This window comes from Alphaproteobacteria bacterium (assembly GCA_020638555.1).
In the GTDB taxonomy this organism is placed as follows: Bacteria; Pseudomonadota; Alphaproteobacteria; order Bin95; family Bin95; genus JACKII01.
In genome coordinates this window covers 70996-92021 of record JACKII010000002.1, presented here as the reverse complement: position 1 = coordinate 92021, position 21026 = coordinate 70996, and the positions used below count along the sequence as shown (strand labels likewise).

Genomic DNA, 21026 nt, shown 5'->3' with positions numbered 1-21026 from the left:
CGGATCATGTGACAGCATTCGTGCACGCGCCGGGTGGTGGCGGACAACAAGCCAGGGCGGCAAACTGATGGATATGGAAATGGATCCTCGCCTCGAAGCGCACCTAAAACTCTGCCAAGAGATTTGCAAACGCATGCAGCGCGACGGTACTTGGCCGTGGCGTGATTCGCAAAATTCTGAGGATCTGGTAGATTCAGAGTCCTCAAACAAGCGACCATGAAGCAGTGTTTTGGATACATTCGAGTGTCCACGCAGAAGCAGGGCGAGGGCGTGTCACTCGAAGCACAAAAAGATGCCATCACGGCCTTTGCGAGTCGCCAACATCTCCACATCACCCGCTGGTACGAAGAGAAAGAAACTGCCGCCAAGTCAGGCCGTCCGGTATTTAACCAGATGTTGGCAGCGCTTCGCAAAGGGGCCGCCAGCGGTCTTGTGATGCACAAGATCGATCGATCGGCCCGCAACCTCAAGGACTGGGCGACCGTCGGAGAGCTGTCCGACCAAGGCATCGACGTTTACTTCGCGACCGAGAGCTTGGATTTCCGCTCCCGTGGTGGACGCCTAACCGCTGATATCCAGGCGGTAATTGCCGCCGATTATATCCGCAATCTGCGAGATGAGACGATCAAGGGGCTCAAAGGCCGTCTGAAGCAAGGCCTGTATCCGTTCAAAGCGCCGATTGGGTACCGGGACAATGGCCGCGGGCAGCCGAAGACCATCTGTCCCGTGAAAGGACCGATCGTGCGCGATGCACTGCTGTCCTACGCCGCCGGAGAGCATTCAATCAGGTCTTTGCACCGGTATCTGATAAGGAGAGAGCTCAAAAACCACTCGGGCCTGCCCATCAGCCAGCACAACGTGGAGACCATCCTCGCAAATCCCTTCTATTGCGGTAGGATCGAGATCAAACGGTCGGGCGAGACGTACGACGGGATCCATGAGCCGCTGATTGATCGATCGACCTTCCGTAGGATTCAAGACCGGAAAGCTGGCAAAACTGGGAAGAAGGTCACTCGCCACAACCATCTATATCGCGGGCTGTTTCGGTGTGGGTTATGCGCAGGGCCACTCTCGCCAGAGCGACAGAAAGGAAACGTATATTATCGGTGCCAAACGGCTGGCTGCCCAATGACCACAATCAGGGAGGATCGTCTTGAGGCAGCGATCGTTGAAAAGCTCGGGACGTTGACCCTCAACGATGACGACGCAAACAAGCTCGAAGCTGCATGGCTTCGGTGGATTGCAAGCGACAAGCAGCCAATGCTGCTGCATTCTGTGAAACGGCAAATTGAAGAAACTGAAACCAGGCTGGATCGCCTCACCGACCTCCTCATCGACGGAACGATTGATCGAGATGCTTACGACCGGCGAAAGGCTGGACTGATGCAGGAGTTAAATCAACTCTACGAAGAAATTGAAAATAGTAGCAAAAAAGACCTTTCGCCGGAGGAGATGCAAAAGTTCCTCGAACTCATGAAAACCCTTAATTTGCTTTATATTTCAGCGAATCCAGCAGAAAAACGCAGAATGGTTGAAAATGCATTCTCGAACCGGACGGTATGTCCAGAAAACGTATATTTAGAGCCATATAATTGGCTTTTGGAGATCAAAAATATCTTCAGTGTCTCCGATGGTGACCCAGATCGGAACACTTCTCGAACTGAAGTGAAGGATATGTTCGGAGAATTCGTTCACCTTATTTGCAAAACTATTATGCCAACTTTAAGCTTATTTGTGATTCTGATATTCAGTTGAATTCGTATTAAAAGTGTATCCGAAATTTTGTCGTCGTTACTGACGCTATGTGTTTGTATGAACGTTGTAGTTGCCTGATGCGTTGACCGTAAATGTAATAGCTCCATCTTTTCGTGTGGTCAGAACCCTTCTCCTTCGATTTTGTCCGTAGACATTAATACCATCACCACTGATGCAGTTTTGATATTGTGGTACGTTCTGAGTATTATGAACAATTGGCTTATCTGACACTACCACAGCCTGTGGTGACCAACCGGAGAAAAGTTCGTCACAATAACCGTTTTGCCTGCCATGATGAGATGCAACTAGAATTGTTGTATTCTGTAATTCTTGTCTGAATTCAGGGTTGGCCAACATTTCCAGCCACCCCGGTCTTTCAAGATCACCCGGAAATAGGATTTGGAAACCATTATAGTTTATAAATGTGACAAGGCTCAGATTATTAGTGTCTGAAAATTTCGGATACGAATTATAGAAGGTCTTGGCGGTAATCCCTCCCATTCCATCATTGAAAGAGGTAGTAACTGGATGGGTGTGACTATTTAGTAGAGCTTGGTATGCCAGCGCATCAGCGCTCATAGGGCCAACTTGCCGTTTAATTCTTTCAAAAGCATCTGCATTAAGCGATGGATTCTTTGTAAATGTTCTAATATAGATTTTTTGTCTAAGAGATGACAAATTGGCATAATGATCTTGGTCAGCGTTTGTAATAAATAGATAATCTATAGTGTTTTTTCCGAGAATATTCTGTATATATTCACCAGGAGTCCAGCCTGTTGTGCTATTAATTCCACAATCTATGAGAGCAATGCAATCGCTATTATTGGATTGGACCAGCGCACACGCCCCGTGTTCGACATCGAATATAGTTAGTCGCATATTATTCCTTACTCAATAATGATCTAAGTACTTCCGCTGAAAAACTTGCGTAGAACTTAACGAACCGAACAAAAGCTCCGATGGTCAAGCTAGCGGCGATTATCACAATCCACCCATCCTGTACGGATCCAGAGCCAAACCAGGCGGACCATAATAAGATAATAGTCGCTACGATTCCGACAAGGGTGATATTTCGAAATAGACCATACTGGTTTCGAAAATCGTCCGAGCGTTGGCGAATCGGATCCGTTCTCGTGGCCTTATTGTGTGCCACTTGGAATACGGCCTCCGCATCTCGCAGTTCGGCTGCCTCCAAGTCCAATGCTGCAGCGGCGCGAGCAACAATCGCATGGCGCGCGGGTTCCGAGAACGGTTCATAGTATCGTCCAACGGCTAGCCCTAGCCAACGTTCGATCAGGTTCGGAGTGGAAAAGCCAAGCTGGATCTGGTTTGGTGCGGTCAGAAGCCTTCGCATAATACACATTTCTATGGTCACTTGTGATGCCCATGCAATCAGATGTCCTAAGATATAGGCAGATGCAATAGAGAGCACAATTTGCATAAAAGACCATTCCTTTAGACTAATTATCTTGCTGTCGTTGAACACATAATCTAAAAAGGCTAGTAACATCCCGCCACTGGTGAGATATGCGTAGAAATCGTAGTTGGTAAATGGAAAATTATTCTTCATATTGTGATTTTACACCTTGATACAAATTCCGGCGATGTAATCGGAGGCGGTTTTTATTGACTGAGAGTTGCTTTTTGGATCAACATAGCTAGACTCATATTCCTCAAGGCGAATTGGAGATGTGCAACTTTGGATGATATCACCTTTTCGGGAGATTCGTGACCCATGGTCCCGGAAAATTTCCGTGCTAAAATTTCCTCATGACAAGCCTCCCTGACAGCGGTTGGCTCACGGCCATTCACAAAATTGCTTGGTGGGTAGCTGCCGCCATAACGGTCACAGCCGCCATTATCCTTTTGCTCGTTTTTTTTGAGGCCCCTGTATTTAGCGAACTGCCACATAAGGTTGCGGCAGGTATCGGCGTCGTTGGTATCCTGTCATTCTTTCTTCTCTTGTTTCAATGTATTGACCAAGCAACTAAGCGGCGTCGGCCTAGAGTCAGCCGGCCTTTTGATAAATTATCAGATCAACAGAAACAGTTTTTGTTTCATATTTTCCGGCAAGGTTCCCGGGAATTCAACCTCCCTGCAGGTACTGGATCGCCACGATGGCTCGAAGAACTTAAGAATTGGGGCTATATTGAATGGCACTCTCCAATGATCTTCACGGCGAATACGCCTGATTACTATTCGATCACTGAAGATGGATGGCGTCGCTTAGAGAAGGGTCAAAGTGGCCTCTAGAGAATGTAGTAACCCAGATAGGTGGTTGATTTCATTGTTTTCGTCTGCGGAGTTCCATCCCTTAACCCTCTGATTACAATGAAGAGAGGGCGGAATCGGCTTGAAATACGTTTCTGATGAATTCGTCATGACTCAGCAGCGCCTCTTTCATTTCAGCAAAGTAAGAATGGCGATTGTAAACAGCAGCAATTCCTCCGATCGTTCCCGACGCATGATTGAGGATTTTTTCAGTCACATGGATGGGTACACGCAGTCGAGCCACGTTCGAGCTAAATGTCCTGCGCAGATCGTGCAGTGTGTAATCCGAGAATGATAAACCGGCGTCAAACCGCTCTTTGCACTTGCCCCAGCCGTTGAAGGGTCTCTCGACCCGTCCGCGCGCGGGAAAGAGTAGATCCCCGGTGTCCGGCACCGCGTCGATGACCCGACGTGCCATCGGGGGCAGGGGGAGTCGGTGCTCCTTTTTGTTCTTGGTGAACCCTGCTGGGAAGGTGAGCACGTCACCCTCGATCCACGACCTTCGTAGACCAGCAATCTCGCCCCGCCGCTGCCCCGTCAAGACGAGAAGCTGAATGATTGAGCCATAGGGATACGGGGTCTCAAGCGCTCGTCGGTAAACTGCCGCAAGCTCCTCGTCGCTGAGCACCCGTTCCCTCGAGGTGGTCTGTTGGCGGATACGCGGCACAGGCGAACTTTCAATTAACCCCGCCTCCACGCACCAGTTCATCATTGTGCGGATGGCGACGAATGCGTGCTGGCGCTCCGAGGGTGTGCGAGATAAGCCTGCAACGACGTTCATGATCTGACCACGAGTGGTTTCGTGCAGAGCGCCGGGGAGTTCGAAGTGGCGATTAGGCCGTGCACTCATAAACGGCCATTGGGGATTCCCAAAGGTGGACAAATCGGATTCAAGCGTGCTGGAGGAGGATTGTCCATGGCACGCTACGATCTCACGGATGCCGAGTGGTCGGTCATTCAGCCGGTTCTGCCCCAGAAGTCCCGCGGTGTTCCCCGTGTCGATGACCGGCGCGTTTTGAACGGCATATTCTGGGTCTTGCGCTCCGGTGCGCCCTGGGCCGACCTTCCGGAGCGCTACGGCCCGGTTACGACCTGCTACAACCGTTTCCGCCGCTGGACCAAGGCGGGCATCTGGGACCAGATTATGGACGCGATCACAGATGCTTATGGTGACGGCATCAAGATGATCGACGGCACAAGTGTCCGCGTCCATCACTCGGCAGCGACGTTAAAAAAAGCCACCCAGATCGTTGTCTCGGACGAAGCCGGGGTGGTCTTACAACGAAAATCCATGCTGTAGTCGATGGCCGTGGCCTGCCGGTGCGCCTCGCGATTTCGCCCGGCCAAATGCATGACGCCAGGGCGGCAGAGGATCTGCTATCCGCCATCGATTCCGGCGAGATGCTACTGGCCGACAAAGCCTACGATGCCGACTGGATACGGGAGACGCTGTACGCTGCTGGAGCCTGGGCCAATATTCCCGCCAGGTCGAACCGGAAACACCCCATTTGCTTTAGCCCTGCCTTGTACCGGGAGCGTAACCTCATCGAGCGCTTCTTCAACAAACTCAAATATTTCCGTCGTATCGCAACCCGCTACGACAAGCTCGGCTCAACTTACCTCGCCATGATCAAGCTCGCGGCCATCCGCATCCGATTGCGCGTTTATGAGTCGACGGCCTAAGCAGCCGCGTATAGTCTTTGACGGTCCGCTCCTTGTTCCGTCCTTCACAGTGCGCCAGAAAGCGTTGTTTTGCCTCTTCGAACGCTATTGTTGGTGGCTCACTCGCGTCGGGACGCTCGTCAGCGTCAGCCAGGAACCGACGGGCTTCCTTTCGGGCTTCGGATAACGAGAAATCCGGATAACGCCCCAAGGTCTTCAACCGGCGCTTCTCACCATACATCACCACAAACGATTTACTCTTCTGCGAACACCGCAGGCCAAAGCCGGGCGTCGCTTCATCCCAGTACGTTTGTTGCCCTGTCTCAGGGAAAGCGAGGCGTTTGATGGCGATGTCCGTGAGCCGCAGCTTCATTGCATTAGTCTCTTTTTAGTCACATAAATCGCGTGCATAAGAGGGTGTTTCCAGGTTCAGCTATGTTCACCTCAGACCCCTATATTCGCGATAAATCATAGAGTTATGTGAAGCAATGAGCAACGGTGGAAGTATATCCTCGCGAACTGAAAATCCGCGTGTCGGTGGTTCGAATCCGCCCCTGGGCACCATTCTCTTCAATGACTTATACCAAGTCCCATTGATCAGAACTCATGTGCCCATTGGCGCATTCCGATGGACATGATCTTCCATGGCTGATTGACCAGACGGTTCCAGGCGAAGCAGCAGTGATCGACGATGTCGTCGTAGGATTTGAAGATGCGGTTCGAGAGCCAGTTGTCGCGCATGAACTGCCAGACATTCTCGACCGGGTTGAGTTCCGGGCATCTGGGCGGTAGCGGCATCAAGGTGATGCTGGAGGGAACGACCAACTCGGCCGATCCATGCCATCCGGCCTGATCGAGCAGGACGACGGCATGCGCGCCGGTGGCGACGTGGAAGGCGATCTCTGCCAGGTGCATGCTCATCGCCTCGCTGTTGCATCGGGGCATGACGATCCCGGCGGCCTTGCCTTCAGCAGGACAGATGGCCCCGAAGATCCATGCCGAGGAGCGCCTCTGGTCCCTCGTCGCCGAAGGCCGGGTGCCGCGTCTGGCCCAGCGCCGAGTGAGCTTGGTCTGCTGGCCGATGCGCGCCTCGTCCTGCCACCACAGTTCTATGGGCGTCCCCCTCGGAAGCCCTCGCTTGATCTGCGCCAGACGGGCGGCGAAGCTTTTTTAAAATCGGCAATGTCTTGTGGTTTCTGGCCTCGGTGGCGAGGCCGGGCCGAAAGCTTGCGAAAGCCCAGCGCGCGCATCTCACGGCTGAGCGACTGTTTGGAAATCGACAGGCCGTACTCGTCCCATAGCCACTGCGCCAAGTCGATCAGCCGCCAACGAACCACGCCATGCGCAGCCGGGATCGGCCCTGCCTCGACGATATCGGCTAACGCACGGCGCTGCTCATCGTTCAGGATAGAGGGCTTGCCCGGTGCCTTGCGCGACTTGAGGCCGTCCGGCCCATCCGCATTGAAGCGGATCACCCAGTCGCGCACGATCTGAAGAGTGACGCCGCCGATCTTCGCCGCTTCACTCCGGCTCCCGCCATCGAGGATCGACGCCAGCGCCAACAGCCGCCGCACCTGCTCCCCATCACCACAACAACGCGCCAAACCACGCAAATCTGCCGAAGCGTAGTCTGTTCGAACCCCAATCGCAGCCGCCATCGCAAGTCTCCTTCAACCTGATACCAAGTCCCATTGATCAGAACTCATGTGCCCATTGGCGCATTCCGATGGACATGATCTTCCATGGCTGATTGACCAGACGGTTCCAGGCGAAGCAGCAGTGATCGACGATGTCGTCGTAGGATTTGAAGATGCGGTTCGAGAGCCAGTTGTCGCGCATGAACTGCCAGACATTCTCGACCGGGTTGAGTTCCGGGCATCTGGGCGGTAGCGGCATCAAGGTGATGCTGGAGGGAACGACCAACTCGGCCGATCCATGCCATCCGGCCTGATCGAGCAGGACGACGGCATGCGCGCCGGTGGCGACGTGGAAGGCGATCTCTGCCAGGTGCATGCTCATCGCCTCGCTGTTGCATCGGGGCATGACGATCCCGGCGGCCTTGCCTTCAGCAGGACAGATGGCCCCGAAGATCCATGCCGAGGAGCGCCTCTGGTCCCTCGTCGCCGAAGGCCGGGTGCCGCGTCTGGCCCAGCGCCGAGTGAGCTTGGTCTGCTGGCCGATGCGCGCCTCGTCCTGCCACCACAGTTCTATGGGCGTCCCCCTCGGAAGCCCTCGCTTGATCTGCGCCAGACGGGCGGCGAAGCTTTTTTAAAATCGGCAATGTCTTGTGGTTTCTGGCCTCGGTGGCGAGGCCGGGCCGAAAGCTTGCGAAAGCCCAGCGCGCGCATCTCACGGCTGAGCGACTGTTTGGAAATCGACAGGCCGTACTCGTCCCATAGCCACTGCGCCAAGTCGATCAGCCGCCAACGAACCACGCCATGCGCAGCCGGGATCGGCCCTGCCTCGACGATATCGGCTAACGCACGGCGCTGCTCATCGTTCAGGATAGAGGGCTTGCCCGGTGCCTTGCGCGACTTGAGGCCGTCCGGCCCATCCGCATTGAAGCGGATCACCCAGTCGCGCACGATCTGAAGAGTGACGCCGCCGATCTTCGCCGCTTCACTCCGGCTCCCGCCATCGAGGATCGACGCCAGCGCCAACAGCCGCCGCACCTGCTCCCCATCACCACAACAACGCGCCAAACCACGCAAATCTGCCGAAGCGTAGTCTGTTCGAACCCCAATCGCAGCCGCCATCGCAAGTCTCCTTCAACCTGAGATGGTGAATCAGAAAATCAGCCGCTTGGGAATCCCCGACGTGAGTCAGCCTCTTCGGGACTTGGTATTAGGCGCGGGCATATCCAACGTCCTGGATCTGGCCGATTGCGTCAGCGACGGCGCAATAGACGCGCTTGTCTCAATCCGAAAATCCTGTCCGCCGATTGCGCCGGACCTTCGCCCGCTTGGCGTTGGCGCGTGGATTGGCGCGCCGATTGGCGTGGCGACCGGAAAACGCCTTCTCCCAAGCGCCAAAGCCGGCCGGCCCCAAGCCCGGTCTCCAAGTCCGATCCCCGATCCCTCCCCGTTCATGACAGGAGCCCGGCTCGTCTCCGAGCCGGGCTCCCGCCGTCAACAGTCGAGACCGCGATCCGGGATCACGGCAGCTCGTTCGAGAACATGATCGAGCCGCTGGCGGAGAACATGCCGCCGACGCCGTGGCAGAGGCTCACCTTGGCGCCCTCGACCTGGGCCGGCGAGGTGCCGCGCATCTGGCGCACGCTCTCCTGCAGGGCGTACATGCCGGAGTGCGTGCGCCCGCCACCATTGGTGTTCAGCGACAGCTTACTGCCGGGACGGGCGCTGCCCTCCCAGATGAAGTCGCCGCCTTCGCCACGGCCGACAATGCCGATATCTTCCAGGCCATAGACTGCAAAATCAAAATTTATTGCCTTCAATACTTACAAAGCTCATATTGTAAATGCCTATTTTTTAATACATTGAATAAATCGGCAAAAAAGAAAAAAAACTAAAGAAAATATGATAACAAACAGGACCATCCCATACATGTCCAAATCACTCCAAAAAGCACCAATTAACACGCCTATTACTAAGCCCAAGATCATACATTTCGGAATTTTAAAAATATTCTCAATCATCGCCTTGAATTATCCTAAACCATTCCCTGCCCCGCTGATTCAATGAATTTGCAATATTAGCGAGAATTTTATCATAATCCCATCCAGATTCCCATGTACTCGGATCGTTTTCAATCTCTTCAGCCCACATTACATACCTCTTTAAGGCAGAATCATAGGAATTAACTCCACTAAGGTCCATCACCAGCATATCAGAGTCCTTTTGACCTTTTCTTGCCGCGGGTGACCACGCTAGTAGAAATGGCCCCACCCCTTTAACAGAAGAATCCCGCATTCTCGCTTGCCTTAAGGCAAGTTGCGCAGATGACAAACCATACTCACTGACAGCAATTTCACATATACTATCCAATTCGATAGTCTTATTATTGAGAAAATATGCAGTATTATTACTATTTAATGGCCACACTGTGACAAGCTGCTTGTGCAATTCTCTGGATAATCTGAAACTATTATTAAGACTCGCAATATACGCTTTGCAATGCAACAAATGTCTTTCTCTCTCCTTGGCAAAACCATTGGCTGGAAACGCAACTATCGCATACACGTGAAATTTTTCTGGTGGATAATCTGACGGACCGGAAAATATTCGAGAAGGCACATAGCCATTCTCCAGATTGTAGACAAGTTGAAGCGTTTCCAGACCACCACTGGGCTGTTTATCGGGTATCTCCACATATTTTATACACCCGACTAAGATCGCAAAAAATAGGAATGATGCTTTCCACATGCTATCAATTTTTGAATTGGCCAAGACATAATCTGGGCGAGGGCAATTAATCCCCTCGCCCAGACGCACTCAATTTCACGGCAGCTCGTTCGAGAACATGATCGAGCCGCTGGCGGAGAACATGCCGCCGACGCCGTGGCAGAGGCTCACCTTGGCGCCCTCGACCTGGGCCGGCGAGGTGCCGCGCATCTGGCGCACGCTCTCCTGCAGGGCGTACATGCCGTACATGCCGCTGTGCATGTACGAGAGGCCGCCGCCATTGGTGTTCAGCGGCAGCTTGCCGCCGGGGCGGGTGTTGCCCTCCCAGATGAAATCGCCGCCCTCGCCGCGGCCGACAAAGCCCAGGTCTTCCAGGCCATAGATCGGCAGGTGCGCGAACGCATCGTAGATCATCAAATGGTCGACGTCGGAATGCTTCAGCCCGCTGGACTTCCAGACATTCTCGCCGGCGATGCGGAAGGCCTGGGAGGAGGTGAAGTCGCTCATCTGACTGACCAGCGTGTGCTCGCCGGCCTCGCCCGCGCCCAGCACGTAGACGGGCTTGGTCGGGAAGTCCTTGGCCCGGTCGGAGCGGGTCAGGATCAGCGCGCCGCCGCCGTCGGTCACCAGGCAGCACATCAGCAGCGAGAACGGCCAGGCGATCATGCGGGCGTTCATCACGTCATCGACCGTCAGCGGGTCGCGGAAGGTCGCCCGCGGGTGCATCGCCGACCACTCGCGCTGCACCACCGCCACATTGGCCACGCGCTCGATCGGCACGTTGTAGGTCTTGAGATAGCGCAGCACCGGAATGGTGAACATGGTCGGCGGGTTGGTGACGCCGTAGGGAATCTGGAACTGGCCGTCCAGCATGGCCGGGTTGATGCCGCGCGGCGTCATGCCGACCTGGCTGCGGCCGCTCTCGCCATGGGTGACGAGGATGGTGTCGGCCATGCCGCTTTCGATGGCCGCGACCGCGTGCTTCACATGGATCATGAACGAGCAGCCGCCGACGCTGGTGCCATCCACATAGCGCGGCTTGATGCCCAGATAGTGGGCGATCTCGATCGGGTTTTCGCGCGCGGTGGCGATGCCGTCGATGTCCTCGGGCTTCAGGCCGCAGTCGGCCATGGCGTTGAGGGCGGCATCCGCGTGCAGCTGGATGTTGGACATGTGGGGGAGTTTGCCGAGCTCGGTGGTCTCAGCAGCGCCGACAACGGCGACGGAACCGGGTTTCATCGGTCGTGTATTCCTTTCGCCAGGCCGCTTCAGGAGGCCGGCTTGAACAGCGGCAGGTTGATGTCGTCGGTCAGGCGCTTGAACGTCACCTGCACCGGCATGTCGAGTTGCAGCGCCTCGGGCGTCTGCTCGCAGTCGACGATGTTGGTCATCATCTGCACGCCCTCGTCCAGCTTGACGACGGCGATGGCGTAGGGCGCCTTCATGTCGAAGTTGGGATGGTCGCGGTGGCTGATGATGTAGGACCAGAGCACGCCCTTGCCCGACGCCTCGAACGTCTCGACATTGCGCGATCCGGTGTAGGGGCTGAACGGGCGGGGCGGGAAATAGGCCTTGCCCGTGTCCTTGCAGCGCTGGAGGATGATCTTGCCCTGGTTGCAACCGTCCCAGAAATGCTGGGTTTCGGGCGTGGCCTTCGGCACGGGCCGGCCGGGTTTATCGGTCATGGCTTTGGCGTCTCCTTCTCTGACACTCGCCGTCGTTCGATACCGCTACCTTAGGCGAGGTGCGTGCGACGCACAAACCCGAAGCGAGCGCTTGGCAAGGCGGGCGGCACTCTGTATAAGGCCCGTTTCTAGCGCGGCCGCGGCAGACCTCCTTCCCGCGGCCGTCCGATATTCTGGGAGCCTTTATCCATGGCCGTTCCGAAGAAGAAAACCACCACGTCCAAGCGTGGCCTGCGTCGCTCGCACCACGCCCTCAAGCACACGAATCTGCGCGAGGACAAGGACACCGGCGAGTTCCACCGTCCGCACCACATCGACCTGGAAACCGGCATGTATCGCGGCCGCCAGGTGCTGGAGCCGAAAGAGAAATACTAGGGGCACCCAGCGCACCCCGCGACCCGTCTATTAAGGATTGGCGCCCGTGAGCGACAACGCGCACCAGACCGACGTGATCATCGTCGGTGCCGGGCCGGTTGGCCTTTTCGCCGTGTTCGAACTGGGCCTGCTCGGCCTCAAAACCCATCTGGTCGACATTCTCGACCGGATCGGCGGCCAGTGTGCCGAGCTGTATCCGGAAAAGCCGATTTACGACATTCCGGGCATCCCGGTCTGTACCGGCCAGGAACTGACCGACAAGCTGATGGAGCAGATCGCCCCGTTCGATCCGCAATTCCATCTGTCGGAAATGGCCGAAGAGCTGACCCGGCTCGACAACGGCCACTGGCGCCTGAAGACCGATGCCGGCACCGTGCTGGAGGCTCCGGTCCTGGTGATCGCGGCCGGCGGCGGCAGCTTTGTGCCGAAAAAGCCCCATCTCGAAGGCCTGGACGACTATGAAGGCGAGAGCGTCTTCTATGCCGTGCGCCAGATGGAGCGTTTCCGCGACAAGAGCGTGCTGGTGGCCGGCGGCGGCGATTCGGCGCTGGACTGGTTCATCGCGCTGCAACCCATCGCCCGCAAGATCGCCCTGGTGCACCACCGCGACGGGTTCCGGGCCGCCCCCCACTCGGTCGAGGCCATGCGCGCCATCGTCGCCGAGGGCAAGGGCGAGTTGCACATCGCCCAGATGAAGGGCCTGGAGGGCACCGCCCCGCACCTGACCGGCGTGCGCCTGGAAGGCAAGGAAACCGGCGCCTTCGTGCACGAGTGCGACATGCTGTTGCCGTTCTACGGCCTGACCATGAAGCTGGGCCCGGTGGCGGAATTCGGCATCAACCTGGAACAGAACCTGATCCCGGTCGACACCGCGAAGTTCGAGAGCAACGTGCCCGGCATTTTCGCCATCGGCGACATCAACACCTATCCGGGCAAGCTGAAGCTGATTCTCTCGGGCTTCCACGAGGCGGCGTTGATGAGCCAGGCGGCGTTCAAGATCGCCCGGCCGGGCGAGCGGCTGCGCTTCCAGTACACCACCTCCTCCAGCGAACTGCAGAAAAAACTCGGCGTGCGCTGACGCGCGGGCCGTCTTGAAGGAGCTTTTCGAGCGATGAAAATCCTGGTGACCGATGGCCATGGCGTCGAACACGAGATCGAGGCGACCGACGGCTGGACGGTGATGGAAATGATCCGCGACGCCGGCCTGCCAATCAAGGCGGAGTGCGGCGGCTCCTGCGTCTGCGCCACCTGCCACGTGATCGTCGAGGCGGACTGGTTCGCGAAACTGCCGGAAAAGACCGAGGAAGAGGTCGACATGCTCGACCTGGCGCTGGAGGTGTTCGACACCTCGCGCCTGTCCTGCCAGATCGAGTTCGACCCCAGCCTCGACGGCCTGAAAGTGACGCTGGCGCCCGACGCCATCATGTAGGCGGCGGAGCGGAGAGCCGGAATCTCCCGAGGGAGTTCCGCTCGACCTTTCCCGGCCGAGCCGGAGGCGAGAGCCGGAGGCGAGAGCCGGGATCTCCGGGCACATGCGGCCGGCTTTCCCGGCCGAGCCGGAGGCGAGAGCCGGGATCTCCGGGAGGCATTTCGCTCGGCCCGAGGTCCCGGATCGGCTGCGCCGTCCGGGAAAGCTCGGCGTTATACACGGTCCGGGATACGGGAAATTTTTCGCGGGCAGCCTACTCCGCCGCGTCGGCTTGGCTCGGCGAAGTGCCGTCATGCGCCTCCGCCCAATCGTGCATCGCCATCAGAACGGTTTCCAGCGACCGGCCGCGCGGCGTCAGGCGGTATTCGACCCGCGGCGGCGTCTCGTCATGGTCGATCCGCTGCAACAGACCGTCCCGCTCCATCTCCTTGAGCTGCCGCCCCAATGTTCTGGGCGTGATTCCGGCCAGATCCCGTTGCAATTGATTAAAGCGACGCGGGCCTTGCAGCAGCCAGTAAATCACCATGACTTTCCAGCGACCGGCAATCAATTCCAACACTGTTTCGGTTGGACATCCCACTTCCTTTGCCATGGGCAGTATCCCCTGAGATAGTACTTGAACGCCGTTGTGCGCATCACAAATTCCTGGCAACAGCCACGCCCCCGGCCTCACCGACGGCCGGTTCTTCGGGGCCCTTATGGAGACAGGATCATGAAAAAAGTCGAGCGCGTTCTGAGCGAGACAGCCGGCCACTGGGTCGGGGACGGGTTCCCGGTCCGCTCGCTGTTCAGCTACCAGGGCGACACGAAAGCGACCAGCCCGTTTCTGCTGTTCGACTATGCCGGCCCCCACACGTTCGAGCCGCACGACGGCCCGCCGCGCGGCGTCGGCGAGCATCCGCACCGCGGCTTCGAAACGGTGACCATCGTCTATGACGGCGAGGTCAGCCACAAGGACAGCAGCGGCGGCGGCGGCACGATCCGCCGTGGCGACGTCCAGTGGATGACCGCCGGCAGCGGCGTCCTGCACGAGGAATTCCATTCCGCGGGCTTCTCCAGGACCGGCGGGCCGTTCCGCATGGTGCAACTCTGGGTCAACCTGCCGGCCAAGGACAAGATGACGGCGCCGGCCTACCAGGCCATCACCGGCGACGCCATCCCGGACGTGCCGTTCGAAGGCGGTCGGGCACGGGTGATCGCCGGCTCGTTCGGCGGCACGGCCGGCCCCGCCCGCACCTTCACGCCGGTGAATGTCTGGGACGTGCGGCTCGACGCCGATGCCGAGGTCGACCTCGACCTGCCGGAGGGGCACAACGCCTTGCTGGCGGTTCTGTCCGGCCATGTCTCGGTCGACGGGCGCGAGCTCGGCGCGGCGGAAGTCGCCCAGCTTTCGAACGACGGGTCCGGCATTCGGGTACGGGCGGACGGCGAGACCGTGTTGCTGGTGCTCACCGGCGAGCCGATCGACGAGCCGGTGGTCGGCTACGGCCCGTTCGTCATGAACAGCGAGGCGGAAATCCGCGAGGCCATTGCCGACTTCCGCCAGGGCCGTTTCGGCAACCTGCCGGCGGCATAGGCGCAAACACCGGGCCGAGGGGGCCGAGGGGGGAAGCCGTGTCCCCCTCGGCGTTCCCCTCTCCGCCGCTTTGTGCCAACGTAGTCGCGTGCCGGTATCGGACCGCACCGGAGCAAGGACGAACGACATGGCATTCCAGTTCCACAAAGACGACGGCGACGGTCGCCACGGCCGCTATGTCGCCACCATGACAGAGCGGGACGGCACGGCCGAAATTCTGTTCACCCGGCGCGGCCGCGCTCATATCAGCGCGGACCATGCCGAAGCGCCGCCACATCTGCGCGGCACCGGCATCGCCGCCGCGCTGGTCGCGCACATGGTGGCGGACGCCCGCGCCACCGGGCTCAAGGTCACGCCGGTCTGCACCTATATCGCCCTGCTCTATCGCCGCCATCCGGAATGGCACGATACCCTGGCGGAGCCGCTGCCGGCCCGCCGCCCGGGCGCCGGGACCGACTGAGGCCGAATCGCCGTTGCCCGACCGGGCGCCATGATCCCACCGCCGCACCCGAACGACCGATCCGGACGAGGATTGCCATGGCCAAGCGCACCGTCTTCGCCCTTGCGGCCCGCGACAAGCACGAAGCCCACCGGGTCGCGACACCGCTGGAACTGATGTTCGACCTGGCGTCGGTCATCGCCATCGCCACCGCCGCCCATGGCCTGGCCCATGCGGTCGTCGAGGGCCACGCCGTCGAAGGCCTGGTCCCCTGGCACCGTTCGCGCTGCCGCTCATCGCGGCCGTCCTGGTCGCAACGCTGGGGCAGCGCCTCTGCTACCGCCGCCCGCCGGCCGAGGCGGAGGGGGCGCGCTGACCGCCGAGGCCTCGGGCCCCTCCCCCTGTCCGATTCCCCCGACCGCAAGGCCGGCTCTAAGGCTTGTATCCAAATAATTGGCATGCCATCTATTGCCGATGACCCACCGACGATATTCGAGGCCGATGGCATGGCACCCCCTTCCGTCCTTCCGCCGATTCCGAACCGGCTCGGCAGCCTGATCGGCCTCGCGGCCCGACAATGGCGCCGCGCGGTGGACCTGCGTTTGCAGCCCTTCGCCCTGACCGAGGCGATGTGGATGCCGCTGGTGCATCTCGCGCGCGCGCCGGTGCCCATGCGCCAGAAGGACCTGGCCGCGGCGCTGTTCCTCGACGGTTCGTCGATCGTGCGCATTCTCCACAATCTGGAGGCGGCCGGGCTGATCGCGCGCCAGGAGGACCCGGACGACCGTCGCGCCAAGGCGGTCGTCGTCACGGCCAAGGGCCGCGACCTCGCCCGGCGCATCGAGCAGATTTCCCGGGACAAGGAGACCGAGCTGCTCGCGGGGATTTCCAACGAAGACGTCGCCACGGTCCGGCGTGTGCTGGCGCAGATTTGCGCGCAACTCGACAGCGCGAACGACGGGAGCGATTGCCGATGAGCCCCCCGTCCCCCGGCACCGCTCCACCGGCCGCGCCGGCCCCGCCGGCCGCGCCGGCCGCGCCGGCCGCCAATCCCGGCGCCAGGCTCTGGCTGCTGGCCATGATCACCCTGACCGGCACGCTCGCCATGCACATTTTCGTGCCGGCCCTGCCGCTGGTAGCCCAGGGGTTGGAAACCAGCGTCGGCCTCGCCCAGATGACGCTCAGCGCCTATATCGTCGGCCTCGCCCTGGCGCAACTGGTCTACGGCCCCGTGTCGGACCAGTTCGGCCGCAAGCCGGTGCTGATCGTCGGCACGCTGCTCTACACGCTCGGCAGCCTCGTCGCCATGGAGGCGCCCACCATCGACTTTCTGATCGCCGCCCGGTTCTTCGAGGCCGTGGGCGGGGGCGCCGGCATGGTGCTGGGCCGGGCGATCGTGCGCGACATCACCTCCGGCCCCGACGCCGCCCGAAAACTGTCGCTGATGAACCTGATGGTCATTCTGGGCCCAGGCCTGTCGCCGATGATCGGCGCCGCCATTGCCGCGGCCAGCGGCTGGCGCGCGATCTTCCTGGCGCTCGCCGCGCTGGGCCTGGTCAACCTGCTGCTGATCTGGCGCCGCCTGCCCGAGACCCGGGCGGGGCGCGGCCACGATTCCCGCACCGTCCTGCGCAGCTATGCCCGGCTGCTGCGCTCGCGCCGGTTTTTGGGATACGCCGTCGGCGGCGGTTGCGCGACGACGGCGATGTACGCCTATATCGGCGCGGCGCCGTTCATTTTCGTGCACCAGCTGGACCGGCCGATGCAGGAGGTCGGGCTCTATCTGGCGCTCAACATCCTGGGCGTGTGGTTCGGCAGCCTTGCGGTCAGCCGGCTGGCCGGCAAGGTGACCATGACCCGGCTGCTGATGGCCGGCAACCTGCTGAGCTGCGCCGGGGCCTTTGCCTTTCTGCTGTTCGTGCTGGCGGGGCCGCTGCACATCCTCACCGTGGTGCTGCCGATGCTGCTGGTCGCCTTCGGCGCCGGCATCTCCTCGCCGATGGCGGTCACCCAGGCGCTGAACGTCAATCCGGCGGTCAGCGGCTCGGCCTCCGGCCTGTACGGGTTCGCGCAAATGGGGATTGGCGGCCTTTGCGCCGCGTTGAGCGGCCTGGGCAGCAACCCGGCCCTGACCGCCGCCGCCGTGCTGGCGGTCGGGGGCGTGCTGGCGCAGTTGCTGTTCTGGATGGCACGGTCGTCGGCCCCTTGAGGCCCGCCTCATGGTGGAAAAACCGGCGTCGCGGCGCGCCGCCGGCATGATAAGGGTCGACCGCCGCCCCGGAAACCGCCACTTTGATGCTCCCGCCAGGCCGCGCCCCGACCGGGGTCGCGGCATCCCCGTTTCGTTCCGACGGAAACACTCGCAGGAGGAAATATGCGACCGAACAAGATCAAACAAATGTGGCGCGACGGCCAGTTCGCGACCCTGGGCTGGCTGTCGATCTCGCACGGCTTCACCACCGAGGTGATGGCCCGCCAGGGATTCGACGCGCTCTGCGTCGACCTGCAACACGGCACCGCGGAACTGCCCGACGTCGGCCCGATGCTGCAAGCGATCTCCCAGACCGACACCGTGCCGGTGGTGCGCGTCGCCTGGAACGAGCCGCGCACGATCATGAAGGCGCTCGACCTTGGCGCCTATGGCATCATCGTGCCCCTGGTCAACACGGCGGAGGAAGCCGCCCAGGCGGTGGCCGCCTGCCGCTATCCGCCGGTCGGCATGCGCTCGTCCGGCCCGATCCGCGCCGTGCATTACGGCGGCGCCGACTATGTCAAGCACGCCAATGACGAGATTATCGTCATGGCCATGATCGAGACGAAAGAGGGCCTCGCCAACCTGGACGCGATCTGCGCCACCCCCGGCCTGGATGCGGTCTATATCGGCCCGGCCGACCTCTCGTTCGCGCTGGGCCTGGAGCCGCGTGCCGACAATCCGGACCCGCTGCACCTCTCCACCTGCGACAAGATCAAGGACACCGCCCACAAGCACGGCATCAAGGCGGTGATGCACTGCGCCAGCGCCGCGTTCGCGGCCGAGGCCGTCAAGCGCGGCTTCGACATGGTGATGCTGACCTCCGACCTCGCCTGCATGGTGGCCGGCGCCCGGCGCCAGCTGGACGAGTTGAAAGCCAAGACCGCCTGATTTCCGGTCTCCCCCAAAGCCGGCTCCGCTGCCCCCAAGCGGCGGGGCCGGTTGCGGCCCTCCCTGCCGCGCTACACTCCGGCCCCTCCCGACACAGGCCCCTCCCGACACCGGCCCGGCCGGCACACAAGGAACCCCGCGATGCGCATTCACAATCTTTATGTCGACGACCAGGGCGAGACCCATTTCCGCGACATCGAAGTGGAATGGAAACACCAGGGGCCGGGCGGCCAGACCTCCGACCGGCTGCCGGCGACCGGCATCATCTTCCGCGAGACGCCGGGCAGCTATGACTATGACTGGCACCCGGCGCCCAGGCGGCAATACATCATCAACCTGGACGCGGGCGTCGCCATCACCGCCAGCGACGGCGAAACCCGCGTGATCGCCGCCGGCGAGGTGATCCTGGTCGAGGACACCCACGGCAAGGGCCATTGCTCGAAGGCGATCGAGGGCCAACTGCGGCACTCGATTTTCGTGCCGATCGAGTAACAGGCGCCCCTCATCGCGACCGGCTGGCCGGCCACTGAAACACTTTGCCACCGTTGAGCATTGGCCTTAAGTACGACAAAATCGGGTCGATAGCCACCAGGCGAGGAACAAACAGCCATGACCAGCCCCGACAAAACCCATTACGAAGCCATCGTCATCGGCGCGGGCGTTGCCGGCATCTACCAGATCAAGCGCCTGATCGACATGGGCGTGGACGCAACCGTGCTGGAAGCCGGCGGCGGCCTGGGCGGCACCTGGTACAACAACCGCTATCCGGGCGCCCGCTTCGATTCCGAGAGCTACACCTACGGCTATTCCTTCTCGCAGGAGGTGCTGGACGAGTGGCACTGGCAGGAGCGCTACTCGCCACAGCCGGAAAACCTGAAATACCTGGAATTCGTCGCCGATCGGTTCGACCTGCGCCGCCACATGCAGTTCCACTGCCATCTGGACGCCGCCCATTTCGACGACGCGGAGAATATCTGGCGCCTGACGGTCAACGGCGACCGCAAGCTGACCTGCCGCTGGCTGATCATGGGCGTCGGCCTGCTGTCGATCCCGACCCTGCCCCGCCTCGAAGGCATCGACGCCTTCAAGGGCGACAGCTTCCACACGTTCGACTGGCCCCACGAGGGCTATGACCTGACCGGCAAGAAGGTCGGCATTATCGGCACCGGCGCGACCGCGATCCAGGTGATCGGCGACATCGCCGACAAGGTCGGCTCGCTGCACGTGTTCCAGCGCCGCGCCAACTGGGCCGCGCCGCTGAACAACAGCAAGATCTCCGACGACCAGATGGCCGCAATCCGCGCGCGCTATGACGAGATCTTCGCCACCTGCGCCCGCACCCCCGGCGGCTTCGAGCACGAGCCGGACCGCCGCGGCTTCTACGAGGTCAGCCGCGAGGAGCGCGAGAAGCTCTGGAACCGGCTCTACAAGGAGCCGGGCTTCGGCATCTGGCTCGCCAATTTCCGCGAAATCTTCATGGACGAGAAGGCGAACGAGGAATTCTCCGAGTGGATCGCCGACCGCATCCGCGAGCGGGTGAAAGACCCGGTCACGGCGGAAAAGCTGATCCCGCGCGACCACGGCTTCGGCGTGCAGCGGGTGCCGCTGGAGACCTATTATTATGAGGCCTACAACCGCCCGAACGTGCATCTGGTCGACCTGAACGACACGCCGCTGGTGCGCATCACCGAGAGCGGGTTGCAGACGACCGCGCAGGCATACGACTTCGACGTCATCATCTATGCGACCGGCTTTGACGCGATCACCGGCGCCTATGACCGGATCGACATTCGCGGCACCAACGGCGCGGTGCTGCGCGACAAGTGGGAAACGCGGATTTCCACCTATCTCGGCATGTTCATCGAGGGCTTCCCGAACCTGATCATGCCGAACGGGCCGCAAAGCGGCTCGGCCTCGACCAACTATCCGCGCGGCATCGAGATCGGCGTCGACTGGGTGTCGAACTTCCTCGAATACGTGCGCGCCCACGGCCACACGCGGGTCGAGCCCACGGAGGAAGCCGCGGAACGCTGGACCCAGCATGTGGAGAAAATGTATTCCATGATGCTGATGCGGAAGGCCAAGAGCTGGTTCACCGGCTACAACTCGAACGTGAAGGGTCACGAGGCCGGCACGATCCGCTATCTGGTCTACAATGGTGGCACGCCGAAATTCGTCTCCATCATCAACCAGGTGGTGGCGGACGGCTATTCCGGCATCCTGTTCGACGGCCACCCGGACGGCGGCGCCCGCGCCGAGACCCAGTTCACCCGGCGCGCAGCGGAGTAGGATCTGGACTCAACATCTCAATCACCAGTCGCTCAAAGCGAC

General features: G+C 60.2%; 24 protein-coding genes. 13 read left to right on the top strand and 11 right to left on the bottom strand.

From position 1 onward, the window contains the following. Nucleotides 1–243 precede the first annotated feature (243 nt). A complete protein-coding gene (locus tag H6844_06535; GenBank protein MCB9929053.1) occupies nucleotides 244–1755 on the top strand; it encodes a recombinase family protein in 1512 nt (503 codons plus the stop codon). Between the two features lie 45 nt (nucleotides 1756–1800). On the opposite strand, the gene H6844_06530 is transcribed toward H6844_06535, so the two are convergent. Both H6844_06530 and H6844_06525 read right to left on the bottom strand, forming a co-directional pair. Further along, nucleotides 1801–2634 (bottom strand): hypothetical protein, encoded by an 834-nt coding sequence (locus H6844_06530; protein ID MCB9929052.1) that lies wholly within the window; start codon nucleotides 2632–2634, stop codon nucleotides 1801–1803. Nucleotide 2635: 1 nt separating this feature from the next. Further along, nucleotides 2636–3325 (bottom strand): hypothetical protein, encoded by a 690-nt coding sequence (locus H6844_06525; GenBank protein ID MCB9929051.1) that lies wholly within the window; start codon nucleotides 3323–3325, stop codon nucleotides 2636–2638. Nucleotides 3326–3525: 200 nt separating this feature from the next. On the opposite strand from H6844_06525, the gene H6844_06520 reads away from it, so the two are divergent. Further along, nucleotides 3526–4008 (top strand): hypothetical protein, encoded by a 483-nt coding sequence (locus H6844_06520; GenBank protein ID MCB9929050.1) that lies wholly within the window; start codon nucleotides 3526–3528, stop codon nucleotides 4006–4008. A 73-nt stretch (nucleotides 4009–4081) separates the two neighbouring features. Here H6844_06520 and H6844_06515 read toward each other — a convergent pair whose 3' ends face one another. Next, entirely contained in the window at nucleotides 4082–4876 is a 795-nt protein-coding gene (locus H6844_06515) for a site-specific integrase (protein MCB9929049.1), read from the bottom strand. A gap of 66 nt (nucleotides 4877–4942) precedes the next feature. Between H6844_06515 and H6844_06510 the strand changes: the two genes are divergently transcribed. Then, nucleotides 4943–5709 (top strand): IS5 family transposase gene (locus H6844_06510; GenBank protein MCB9929048.1). Its coding sequence is split into 2 segments (ribosomal slippage): nucleotides 4943–5258 and nucleotides 5258–5709, totalling 768 coding nucleotides; the frame shifts between segments, so codons are not numbered across the junction. Here the strand turns inward: H6844_06510 and H6844_06505 are convergent. From H6844_06505 to H6844_06475, 7 genes are all read right to left on the bottom strand, one after another. Further along, the gene (locus tag H6844_06505) at nucleotides 5657–6061 is read right to left on the bottom strand and encodes a DUF4102 domain-containing protein (protein MCB9929047.1); all 405 of its coding nucleotides are present in this window, start codon (nucleotides 6059–6061) and stop codon (nucleotides 5657–5659) included. The two genes, H6844_06510 and H6844_06505, sit on opposite strands and share 53 nt — an antisense overlap. A gap of 224 nt (nucleotides 6062–6285) precedes the next feature. Beyond that, a protein-coding gene (locus H6844_06500) for an IS630 family transposase (GenBank protein ID MCB9929046.1) occupies nucleotides 6286–7346 on the bottom strand; the annotation gives its coding sequence in 2 pieces (ribosomal slippage) (nucleotides 6286–6839 and nucleotides 6839–7346; 1062 coding nt in all). Between the two features lie 37 nt (nucleotides 7347–7383). Continuing rightward, nucleotides 7384–8444, bottom strand: a protein-coding gene (locus tag H6844_06495; protein ID MCB9929045.1) for an IS630 family transposase whose coding sequence is annotated in 2 segments (ribosomal slippage) — nucleotides 7384–7937 and nucleotides 7937–8444 — 1062 coding nt in all. Because the reading frame shifts where the segments join, the coding sequence is not laid out codon by codon here. A gap of 398 nt (nucleotides 8445–8842) precedes the next feature. Next, nucleotides 8843–9142, bottom strand: coding sequence for a hypothetical protein (locus H6844_06490; GenBank protein ID MCB9929044.1), 300 nt, complete (start codon nucleotides 9140–9142; stop codon nucleotides 8843–8845). Nucleotides 9143–9335: 193 nt separating this feature from the next. Further along, on the bottom strand, nucleotides 9336–10139 hold the full coding sequence (locus tag H6844_06485; protein ID MCB9929043.1) for a hypothetical protein: 804 nt from the start codon (nucleotides 10137–10139) through the stop codon (nucleotides 9336–9338). Nucleotides 10140–10145: 6 nt separating this feature from the next. Further along, nucleotides 10146–11288 carry a thiolase gene (locus tag H6844_06480; GenBank protein MCB9929042.1) on the bottom strand — a complete coding sequence of 381 codons (1143 nt, stop codon included), beginning with the start codon at nucleotides 11286–11288 and terminating at the stop codon, nucleotides 10146–10148. Between the two features lie 29 nt (nucleotides 11289–11317). After that, on the bottom strand, nucleotides 11318–11734 hold the full coding sequence (locus H6844_06475; GenBank protein MCB9929041.1) for a Zn-ribbon domain-containing OB-fold protein: 417 nt from the start codon (nucleotides 11732–11734) through the stop codon (nucleotides 11318–11320). A 189-nt stretch (nucleotides 11735–11923) separates the two neighbouring features. Between H6844_06475 and H6844_06470 the strand changes: the two genes are divergently transcribed. Genes H6844_06470 through H6844_06460 form a run of 3 tightly spaced genes read left to right on the top strand, consistent with a single transcriptional unit; the run spans nucleotide 11924 to nucleotide 13538 of the window. After that, nucleotides 11924–12109, top strand: a complete 186-nt coding sequence (locus H6844_06470; GenBank protein MCB9929040.1) for a 50S ribosomal protein L32 — start codon at nucleotides 11924–11926, stop codon at nucleotides 12107–12109. A 46-nt stretch (nucleotides 12110–12155) separates the two neighbouring features. After that, nucleotides 12156–13187 (top strand): NAD(P)/FAD-dependent oxidoreductase, encoded by a 1032-nt coding sequence (locus H6844_06465; GenBank protein MCB9929039.1) that lies wholly within the window; start codon nucleotides 12156–12158, stop codon nucleotides 13185–13187. Between the two features lie 33 nt (nucleotides 13188–13220). Next, nucleotides 13221–13538 (top strand): 2Fe-2S iron-sulfur cluster binding domain-containing protein, encoded by a 318-nt coding sequence (locus H6844_06460; GenBank protein MCB9929038.1) that lies wholly within the window; start codon nucleotides 13221–13223, stop codon nucleotides 13536–13538. Between the two features lie 253 nt (nucleotides 13539–13791). Here H6844_06460 and H6844_06455 read toward each other — a convergent pair whose 3' ends face one another. Continuing rightward, nucleotides 13792–14130, bottom strand: a complete 339-nt coding sequence (locus tag H6844_06455) for a helix-turn-helix transcriptional regulator (protein ID MCB9929037.1) — start codon at nucleotides 14128–14130, stop codon at nucleotides 13792–13794. A 120-nt stretch (nucleotides 14131–14250) separates the two neighbouring features. Here H6844_06455 and H6844_06450 point away from each other — a divergent pair, with 120 nt between their 5' ends. The 7 genes from H6844_06450 (at nucleotide 14251) to H6844_06420 (ending at nucleotide 20984) form a co-directional block, all read left to right on the top strand. Next, nucleotides 14251–15114: a pirin family protein gene (locus H6844_06450; GenBank protein MCB9929036.1), complete on the top strand. Its 864-nt coding sequence runs from the start codon at nucleotides 14251–14253 to the stop codon at nucleotides 15112–15114. 127 nt (nucleotides 15115–15241) lie between these two features. Continuing rightward, nucleotides 15242–15574: an N-acetyltransferase gene (locus tag H6844_06445; GenBank protein ID MCB9929035.1), complete on the top strand. Its 333-nt coding sequence runs from the start codon at nucleotides 15242–15244 to the stop codon at nucleotides 15572–15574. A gap of 485 nt (nucleotides 15575–16059) precedes the next feature. Then, on the top strand, nucleotides 16060–16530 hold the full coding sequence (locus H6844_06440; protein ID MCB9929034.1) for a MarR family transcriptional regulator: 471 nt from the start codon (nucleotides 16060–16062) through the stop codon (nucleotides 16528–16530). Continuing rightward, complete coding sequence (locus H6844_06435; GenBank protein ID MCB9929033.1) at nucleotides 16527–17762, top strand: multidrug effflux MFS transporter; 1236 nt, start codon at nucleotides 16527–16529, stop codon at nucleotides 17760–17762. The genes H6844_06440 and H6844_06435 overlap by 4 nt, the downstream gene beginning before the upstream one ends. A gap of 189 nt (nucleotides 17763–17951) precedes the next feature. Then, the gene (locus H6844_06430; GenBank protein ID MCB9929032.1) at nucleotides 17952–18695 is read left to right on the top strand and encodes a 2,4-dihydroxyhept-2-ene-1,7-dioic acid aldolase; all 744 of its coding nucleotides are present in this window, start codon (nucleotides 17952–17954) and stop codon (nucleotides 18693–18695) included. Between the two features lie 141 nt (nucleotides 18696–18836). Further along, a complete protein-coding gene (locus H6844_06425; protein ID MCB9929031.1) occupies nucleotides 18837–19187 on the top strand; it encodes a hypothetical protein in 351 nt (116 codons plus the stop codon). A gap of 117 nt (nucleotides 19188–19304) precedes the next feature. Beyond that, a complete protein-coding gene (locus tag H6844_06420) occupies nucleotides 19305–20984 on the top strand; it encodes an NAD(P)/FAD-dependent oxidoreductase (protein ID MCB9929030.1) in 1680 nt (559 codons plus the stop codon). Nucleotides 20985–21026 lie beyond the last annotated feature (42 nt).